Origin of the sequence: Corynebacterium minutissimum (assembly GCF_000805675.1) — a bacterium.
Taxonomy (GTDB): Bacteria; Actinomycetota; Actinomycetes; order Mycobacteriales; family Mycobacteriaceae; genus Corynebacterium; species Corynebacterium minutissimum.
On record NZ_JSEF01000021.1, the window covers coordinates 23,356 to 30,852 of the forward strand.

The following is a 7,497-nucleotide window of genomic DNA, read 5'->3' on the forward strand; positions in this document are numbered from 1 at the left end:
CCACCGCTCTACCTAAGATTTTTCCAACGCTCTACACTTGGACATCATGAGTGACACTCCCACCGCTTCTTCAGCCCTCACAACACCATATGAGGATCTTCTCCGACGCGTCCTCGAAGAAGGCGCACCCAAAGGCGACCGCACCGGCACCGGCACCCGCTCCCTGTTCGGTGCCCAACTGCGCTACAACCTGGCGGAGTCTTTTCCGCTGCTGACCACCAAGAAAGTCTACTTCCACGGCGTGATTGGTGAGCTGCTGTGGTTCCTGCGCGGCGAGTCCAACGTCAAGTGGCTCCAGGAGAACAAGGTCCGCATCTGGAACGAGTGGGCCGATGAGAACGGCGAACTGGGCCCCGTCTACGGCGTGCAATGGCGCTCATGGCCCACGCCGGACGGTCAGCACATCGACCAGATTCAGGTCGCGCTCGATACTCTGAAAAACAATCCGGATTCGCGCCGCAACTTGGTCTCCGCGTGGAACGTCTCTGAGCTGGACAAGATGGCGCTCATGCCCTGCCATCTGCTCTTCCAGCTCTACGTCGCTGACGGCAAGCTCTCCATGCAAGTCTACCAGCGCTCCGCGGACATGTTCTTGGGCGTGCCCTTCAACTTGGCTTCCTATGCCGCGCTGACCCACATGTTTGCCCAGCAAGCGGGCCTCGAGGTGGGCGATCTCATCTGGGCTGGCGGCGATTGCCACATCTACAACGACCACATCGAGCAGGTCAAGGAACAACTTTCCCGCGAGCCGCGCGAATACCCGCAGCTCAAGCTCCACAAGGCCGCGAGCCTCTTTGACTACGACTTCGAGGATTTCGAGGTCATCGGCTACGACCCCCACCCCACCATCAAGGCGCAGGTGTCTGTCTAATGCTGGGCGCAATCTGGGCCCAGTCACTCGACGGGGTCATCGGTGACGGTACCGTGATGCCCTGGCATGTGCCGGAGGACCTCAAGCATTTCAAAGAAGTCACCATGGGCGCACCTGTCATCATGGGCCGCAAGACGTGGGAATCTCTCAATCCCAAGTTCCGCCCGCTTCCGGGCCGGGACAACATCGTGCTGTCCCGCCATGAACCCGGCGAGTGGTCTGCGGGCGCCACCGTTGTGGGCAACCTCGACGCGGCGCTTGATGCTGCGCCTGGCGACGCCTGGATCATCGGCGGCGGCCAGCTCTACAACTCCGCACTCGACCACGTCGATACTATCGAGCTCACCCTCATGGGTGTGCAGGTCGGCGATGCCTACGGCGACGATGCCGTGCACGCCCCCTCCGTACCGGATGAGTTCAGCTTGTCTGCCGATAGCGACTGGCTGACCTCACAGTCCGGACACCTCACCATTCCCGGGCAGCCGCCGAGCGAGCTGCCAATGAAATACCGCTTCCTTACCTACGACCGAAAGGCTGCTGCTTAATGTCAGGCAACATCACTGCTCCCGAAACCACTGAGCACGTCACCATCTTCTTCGCCGATTGGTGCCCGTTCTGCCAGCGCCTGATTTCTGCGCTCAACCGCACGGAAACCCCGCACGCGCTCGTCGACGCCGAAGCGGAAGGCACCGAAGATATCAACGCTTGGATCGAGTCCGTCAACGACGGCAACCGCATCGTGCCCACCGTCCTCTACTCCGACGGCACCCACGCCACCAACCCTGCAGCTAGCGAGGTCCGCGCCAAGTACGCGGAGCTGGCCGGCGAATAAGTCCCCGCAGCCAGCGCGACCAAAGGCCACACGTTTACCGCCGCCCCAAGCAGGGCTGCTAGTCTTACCTAGGTGCGCAACGCACCCCCCTGCCCCAGTAGCTCAGGGGATAGAGCACGGCTCTCCTAAAGCCGGTGTCGGAAGTTCGAATCTTCTCTGGGGCACGCTGTGAAGTGAGGGTTTCGGAAAACTTTTCAAAAGTGTTCAGAAAACTCCCGCGGCGCAAGAGTCGGGACCTTGAAACTGGGTTCCGGCTCTCATTTTTCACCGAAACTGTCTGCTTTCTCAAGAAGATGGGCCTCGAAGTGAGTCTTTGCGACCAATTCCTGACTAGCGATCCAAAAGTATGTTTCCCTTGGTCCGAATTTTCTTCGGTTCCTGTCGCTGCCCCGGCTACCATAGAGTGCGAATAACTTTGAACGCCCCGACAAACGAAACGAGGCAGCGAAACGGTGGCCGGTGCGAAGCAACTACTTGAATTGACCTGGTTCAACAAGGACAAGGCACTCATCCCCAGTGAAGAGGGACGCTACGCATACGAATGGGTTGACCCGACGGATCCTCGGTACTGCGAGACTCGGGCGCTCGTCGTTGACGAAGTGGTCACCGGCAAGCAATCGCCTAAGGACGAGGGCACACAATACTCGGAGCGGGCTGACCTGGAGCCGACCAAGGACAATTTGCTGATCCTCGGTGAGTCCGGCGACGTGCTTGAAGCTCTCACTCGCGTGCCGGAGTTGCGAGAGAAGTACCTCGGCAAGATCAAGTGCATTTACATTGACCCGCCGTTTAACACCGCGCAAACCTTCGCCAACTACGAGGACAACCTCGAACACTCCGTATGGCTCACCATGATGCGTGACCGCCTCGTCCACCTACGCAAGCTTCTTAGCGATGACGGGTCGATTTGGGTCCACCTCGACGACGTCGAAAACCACCGCATGCGCGCGCTTATGGACGAAGTGTTTGGAAGTGGGAACTTCGTTCGGGAAATTGTCTGGAGGAAGACCTACTCACCGGAGAATCGATCCACCATCACCGCCTCGCAAGATTTCATCCTTGTGTATGCAAAATCGAACGCAGGGTTCCGGGAGAGTCGCAACCCACTGCCTAGAACGGCAGCCCAAAATTCGGCATACAAAAACCCGGATAGTGACCCCCGTGGCCCCTGGAAGCCCGGGGATTTCACCGCAGGTGCGGGTCACGCCACTAAAGACCAGTTTTACCCTTTAATGACTCCCGCGGGGCTAACGTTCACCCCGCCTCCTGGTAGAGCGTGGGTCTATACAGAAAGCCGCTACAAGGAATTGTTGGACCAAAATCGAGTCTATTTTGGGGTCGATGGGTTGGGTCGCCCGGCATTCAAGCGCTTCCTCTCTGATGTTGAAGGAAAGGGCCGTGTTCCGGACTCCTGGTGGGACCACTCCGAAGTGGGCCACAATGATGCTGCAAAGAAAGAAATTCAAAGCCTAATCCCAGAAGAATCGCCGTTTTCCACACCCAAACCCGAACGCCTCCTCGAACGCATCATCCACATCGCAACGAACCCCGGTGACATCGTCCTCGATGTGTTCGCCGGTTCGGGAACCACCGCAGCCGTCGCCCAGAAGATGGGCCGCCGCTGGGTCAGCTGCGAGCTCGTGGAAGACACCTTCAACCGCTTCACCCGTCCACGCCTGGAGAAGGTCATAAACGGCGAGGACCAGGGCGGAATCAGCATCCAGAAACAAGAGCGTGTCGACGCGACTGAGGAAGGCCTGCCCGAAGGTCTCTCACCGGAAGACGCCCAGAAGTTCAACAGCGCTCTTAACAAAGTGCTCGCAGCGAACCCCGAATTGAAAACCGAAGCGGTAGTCAAAGCGCTCAAGACTGCGACGAAGACCAAGAACCAGAAAGGCGTCGTCAACTGGCGCGGAGGCGGCAGTTTTACAGTCGCCCACCTTGCACCACAGTGTTTCGACTACGTCCCCGAATTGGGTTTCGTCACGCTCACCGAAGCAGCAACCGGTGCGACGCTCGTCAACTCTGTCGCCGCAAACCTCAACTTCACGCTTACCCCGGATAACCGCCATTACGATGGCAAGCGCGGTTCTATGTTCCTCAAAGTGGTCGAAGGCCGGCTCGATAGGGACCAGGCCGAAGAGCTCCTCGCTCACCTTGATGAGGACGAAGGCGTCACGCTCGCCGCTACGGAGCTCGAACCGGGAGTCAGGCAGTTCGCGAGGACAACGGATAAGCCGTGTCAGGTTGTCCATATTCCCAACGACATTTTCAATTACTCGGAAACGCAGGAGGGCAAGTAGACATGGCACTTCCAATCGCACTTGACCAAGGACTCATCGACAGCATCGCTACGGAGTTTCAACTGCGAGATCCCAACAAGCGGGCGTTGCGCGAGCTCATTTACCACCTCACTGGTGACTTTGATCCGTTAGAGCCCATGGTCATGCACATGGCCACCGGCGCAGGCAAGACCTACCTCATGGCCGCACTCATTGAGTATTTATCGCGCTTCGGGGTGAAAAACGTCATGGTGGTCGTCCCGCCTTCCACAGTGTTGGAGAACAAGACCGTCCAGAACTTCACCCAGGGCTCGCGCCGTTACGTTGAAGGCTTCTCTTCTGCTCCTCAGGTTGTTTCACCTGGTAATTACGGCGCTTGGCGTGCCGGCCAGTCAGAGCTGTTCCGAAATGCCGCAGACGGCCCGATGGTCTACGTCTTTAACGTGTCGCAACTTATCGAGCCGAAGAAGGCCAACGCTCGCGCTGGCACCGAAGAGGGCATGCGCCGCAAGATTCGTGACCACCAGGAAGAGTCCGGTTCGCTCTACGATTATCTGGTCAACCTCGACGACCTAGTGGTTATCGCGGACGAGTCCCACCTGTTTGGCACATCGGCCAAGGCGTTCAACCAGGCACTGAAGGATCTCCGTCCCGCTGCGACGATTGGGTTGACCGCTTCGGCATCCGATACGGACCACGTCATCTTCCACTACCCGCTGTATAGCGCCATCGAAGACGGCTATGTGAAGTCGCCAATGCTGGTCTACCGCGAGAACGGCTACCCCAAGAACTCAGCCGAGGAGAGACAACTACTTGACGCGGTGTCGCTGTTGCGGAACAAAGAGGCGGCCTATGAGGCGTACGGTAAGGCGAACTTCCCCGGCGAAACGGGTGAGCGAAAGAGGACGAAGCCGCTGCTGTTTGTCGTGTGCGAAAGCGTCGCCCATGCAGGAGAAGTCACCAAGATCCTGCAAGGCCCGGGCTATTTCGGCGAGCCCGAGGCAGTGCTCCAGTTCGACAACAAGCACAATGACGCGGTCACCCTGCGCCGCTTAGACGAACTCGACAGCCCAAACTCAACTGTGCGTGCCATTGTCTCCGTTGATCGTCTCAAAGAGGGTTGGGACACCAAGCGAGTCGCGGTGATGTGTGCGTTGCGTGCCATGTCATCAGACATTCTTACCCAGCAAACCATGGGCCGAGGCCTGCGACTGCCTTTTGGTGCCCGCACTGGTGTGGCTGAGCTGGACCAGTTGGACATCTTGAGTCACAAGTCGTTCAAGTCCCTCCTCAAAGACGAAGACGTGCTGCGCTCCTTCGGCCTCGGAGATGCCGCCCAGGGCGCAATCTCCGGCATGGATGTCGAAGAGAGCTTCCTCCAGGGCGAAGGACAAGTGCAGCCAAACCCGAACGACCCTTCGCCCGAAACCCAAAGGGGGTCGACTTCCGGTTCGACCGCGTGGCTAACAACCCCTTCAAGCGAAACAACGGACGGCCCGAGCGACATCGGCACCAAGGCCGGCGAAACTGTCCAGGTCACTGGTGGCTACACCGGAGGTGTCTCATTCCGACGAGTCGGTGACAATGAGACGATGCAGCGCGCCGGCTACATCCCGTCAACGGAAATCTGGGTCAACGAAGAGTTCGCAGGAAAGACCTTCCTGTTTCCCTCCACGGTTATGGCGAAATCAACCACGCCGTTCTTGCTCAGCCACATTGACGACGAGGACATTATCCGGGCTGCGCGCCGCGTCTCCGACTCGAAGGAAGCGCTCACCCGCGAAGAAATAGTCGTGCGAAAGTCCAAGCTCGACACGAAACGCACCACCGACGCGGAGGTCGAATCGGCCCCCGTGGCCGATGACACTGTTATCAGTGAACTCACCCGCCGCGTATTCGGCCTTGGGGTTGTTACCCAGGACAAAAAGAACGCGATCACATTGGCGCAATACGTCCTTCCGACCTTCATGGCGAACGCCGGTATCGACCACTGGACGGAAAAGGCGAAGCAGTCTGCGGTAGACGAGCTCGTTGCACTAGTAAACGCGGAGGCGCGTCAGCACGCAAGCAGCTTGCAGACCGAAACGACTATCGTCCCAGTCGAACTGCCGATTGAACAAGTTGTGACCTTGCCGTTTGGCAAGGCGGTGCTCCAGCAACTCTCTAAAGACCAGCAGGCGAAATTCAAGCCCCGCGAGTTCTACGACGGTTGGAACCGCGGACTGTTCCCCGCAGCGAGTTTCGACTCGTGGGGTGGCGAGTACCTCCTCGCGCTGCTACTGAACTACACCTCGGACATCGTGTGGTGGAAGCGCCTCTATTCCACTGACGGCGCGTCGATCATGTACACCACCAGGGATACCTACTACCCCGACTTCGTCGCCCAGGACTCAGACGGAAAGATGTGGATTATCGAGGGCAAGTCAGACAAGGGACGAGATGACGAAACGGTACAAGCGAAACGAGCCGCGGCTCGGGTACTCGTACGGGAACTGCTTGGCGAAGAGGACTTCGTCGGCCAGAAGTGGGGCTACGTCATTGCCTACGAGTCCGACATTCGTGCGTCCGAGTCGTGGGAAGACCTGAAGCGGAAGTCGAATCCCGGGTCGTGAGACGACGCGGGGCCGCGATGACCGATGCGGAACGCGGCTACGTAGATCAACCTGGATGACAGTGAAAGGGACTATAAATAATGACAAGAAACAGATTCGAAGTAGCAGACTGGCTGCTCAGCTGGGTGGATGATAACCCCACGAGTCCAACCAATTTTCAACATCTATCGACCAAGTCTGGTTTCTCGAACGAAGACCTATACCGCTCAGCGAAGATGCTTGAAAGCCTCGAACTTCTAACATTCGAAACGGACTGGAACCAAGAGCTCTTTTACGGGCGGCTCACTGGTAAAGGTCAACACCTAGTTTTTTCTGGAACGTCCGTGGCGGATTACGGGGTTGACCAGGGAATCCACACGACGAACACCGCGGTAAACATCCATGGTGATGTCAATGGTGGGCAGGTTGGAATCAACAATGAACACAGCGTCACTATCAACGTGAGCACTGCCCAGATTCAAAACCTCATCGACGCTCTGCGCGAAAGCGGACACGATGATGTTGCCGAGGTCATCGACCAAGAAACAGACGGTGGTGCTCGAACAAGCCGTCTCCCAACCGCACTTCGAAAAGGGCTTTCTGTGCTCGGCGATGCCGGCAGCGCCGCAACGATTCTCGGTCCAGTCGCAACTGCGCTTATCGGACTCTTCTGACGAGCTACGCCCGGAGATAAATCGTCTGTAATTTCCACCCCGATGGCAGTTGCTCTTCTTTGCCGATGAACTCAATGGGGTCCACGTCTGCCTGCTCCCACTTACGCAGCTCCATCTCGCTCAGAGTCTTCAGGCGGAATGGAAGTCGCTTAACTGAAACAAATGCTGGTTGCCCAGGGGCGGTTTCAAGTGGTGGATGCATCACTTGAATAGTTCTTGGATTTTCTCTTCTGGTGTGTACCAGTTG

General features: G+C 57.8%; 7 protein-coding genes and 1 tRNA gene. 7 read left to right on the plus strand and 1 reads right to left on the minus strand.

Annotated elements, in window-relative coordinates; genetic code table 11:
• The first annotated feature begins 46 nt into the window (after positions 1-46).
• From NX84_RS12140 to NX84_RS12170, 7 genes are all read left to right on the plus strand, one after another.
• Positions 47-871: a thymidylate synthase gene (locus NX84_RS12140; protein ID WP_039676948.1), complete on the plus strand. Its 825-nt coding sequence runs from the start codon at positions 47-49 to the stop codon at positions 869-871.
• The gene (locus tag NX84_RS12145) at positions 871-1,416 is read left to right on the plus strand and encodes a dihydrofolate reductase (protein ID WP_039676950.1); all 546 of its coding nucleotides are present in this window, start codon (positions 871-873) and stop codon (positions 1,414-1,416) included. The genes NX84_RS12140 and NX84_RS12145 overlap by 1 nt, the downstream gene beginning before the upstream one ends.
• The gene (locus NX84_RS12150) at positions 1,416-1,703 is read left to right on the plus strand and encodes a glutaredoxin domain-containing protein (RefSeq protein WP_039676951.1); all 288 of its coding nucleotides are present in this window, start codon (positions 1,416-1,418) and stop codon (positions 1,701-1,703) included. The genes NX84_RS12145 and NX84_RS12150 overlap by 1 nt, the downstream gene beginning before the upstream one ends.
• A 91-nt stretch (positions 1,704-1,794) precedes the next feature.
• Positions 1,795-1,867: transfer RNA gene (locus tag NX84_RS12155), tRNA-Arg, on the plus strand.
• 288 nt (positions 1,868-2,155) lie between these two features.
• On the plus strand, positions 2,156-4,006 hold the full coding sequence (locus tag NX84_RS12160; RefSeq protein WP_039676957.1) for a site-specific DNA-methyltransferase: 1,851 nt from the start codon (positions 2,156-2,158) through the stop codon (positions 4,004-4,006).
• Positions 4,007-4,008: 2 nt separating this feature from the next.
• Positions 4,009-6,597 (plus strand): DEAD/DEAH box helicase, encoded by a 2,589-nt coding sequence (locus tag NX84_RS12165; protein WP_039676959.1) that lies wholly within the window; start codon positions 4,009-4,011, stop codon positions 6,595-6,597.
• Between the two features lie 80 nt (positions 6,598-6,677).
• Complete coding sequence (locus tag NX84_RS12170; protein WP_039676961.1) at positions 6,678-7,250, plus strand: hypothetical protein; 573 nt, start codon at positions 6,678-6,680, stop codon at positions 7,248-7,250.
• A gap of 4 nt (positions 7,251-7,254) precedes the next feature.
• Here NX84_RS12170 and NX84_RS13080 read toward each other — a convergent pair.
• Positions 7,255-7,497: hypothetical protein (locus tag NX84_RS13080; RefSeq protein WP_211251548.1), on the minus strand; the 243-nt coding region annotated here is incomplete at its 5' end.

Bases quoted from the DNA above. Each gene is read 5' to 3' on its own strand.
- NX84_RS12140 (WP_039676948.1), top strand. From the start codon at position 47: ATGAGTGACACTCCCACCGCTTCTTCAGCCCTCACAACACCATATGAG.
- NX84_RS12145 (WP_039676950.1), top strand. From the start codon at position 871: ATGCTGGGCGCAATCTGGGCCCAGTCACTCGACGGGGTCATCGGTGAC.
- NX84_RS12150 (WP_039676951.1), top strand. From the start codon at position 1,416: ATGTCAGGCAACATCACTGCTCCCGAAACCACTGAGCACGTCACCATC.
- NX84_RS12165 (WP_039676959.1), top strand. From the start codon at position 4,009: ATGGCACTTCCAATCGCACTTGACCAAGGACTCATCGACAGCATCGCT.
- NX84_RS12170 (WP_039676961.1), top strand. From the start codon at position 6,678: ATGACAAGAAACAGATTCGAAGTAGCAGACTGGCTGCTCAGCTGGGTG.